Source organism: Methylobacterium sp. WL103 (assembly GCF_008039885.1).
Classification (GTDB): domain Bacteria; phylum Pseudomonadota; class Alphaproteobacteria; order Rhizobiales; family Beijerinckiaceae; genus Methylobacterium; species Methylobacterium cerastii.
Genome location: NZ_VRUX01001081.1, coordinates 1 through 817 on the forward strand (window position 1 = coordinate 1; position 817 = coordinate 817).

At 77.4% G+C, this 817-nt stretch carries 1 protein-coding gene; it reads right to left on the reverse strand.

Features of this window, described 5'->3' with window-relative positions:
• The coding region (locus FV222_RS27910) for a glycosyltransferase family 4 protein (RefSeq protein WP_147816394.1) at positions 1–817 on the reverse strand (817 nt) is incomplete at both ends.

Here is an 817-nt window from a genome sequence, read left to right on the forward strand (position 1 = left end):
GGCCCCGGGATCGCCGACGAAGGCGCGCGCGCTCGCGTCGAGCGCGCAGGCGACCACCGGGCGGCCGTAGGCCAGCGCCTCCTGGTAGACGAGCCCGAAGCTCTCGTAGCGTGAGGGCGCGAGCACGACGTGCGCCCCGGCGTAGGCCTGCGCGAGATCGTCTGCAGGCACCCGGCCGAGCGGGCGGATGCAGGCCCGCGCCGCCGCGGGAAGATCGGCCGGCAAGTCCGCCGCCGGCACGCCGACGAGATCGAGCCGGACGGACGGCCCCGACCCGCGCGCCGCCTCGTCGGCGAGGATCGCCATCGCCCCGAGCAGGGCGTCGAAGCCCTTTCGCGCCTCCGCCCGCCCGACGAAGAGCAGGCGCACCGGCTCCTCATGTTCCGGATAGGACGCGCCGCGCGCGGCCTCCGTGATCGCGGGAGGCAGGCTCAAGCCGATCACCGCCCCCGGTTGCGGGCCGGACAGGCCGTAGGCGCGCGCGATCACCGCGCCGTGCTCGGCGGTGTTGGCGACGAGCCCGGCGCTGCCCCGCGCCTGCCTGCGCTCCAGGAAATCGGCGGTTCGGCCGTCGAGGCGGTCGCGCAGCGTGGCGGGGGCGTCGCGGGTGAAGGCGGCGGGCGTCGAGCTTCGCGTCACCAGCGGCAGGTCGCGGCGTCCCGCGAGCAGCACGGCGGGGGCGTACCAGTTCGTCGCCTCCGCCACGTCGAACGGCTGGCGGGCGTGGGCCGCGAGCACCGCACGTCGAAAGGCGAGGGGGGCCGCGAGGTGTCCGGCCGAGCCCCGGCGGCGTAGGCGTGCCAGCGCGCCACCCGGC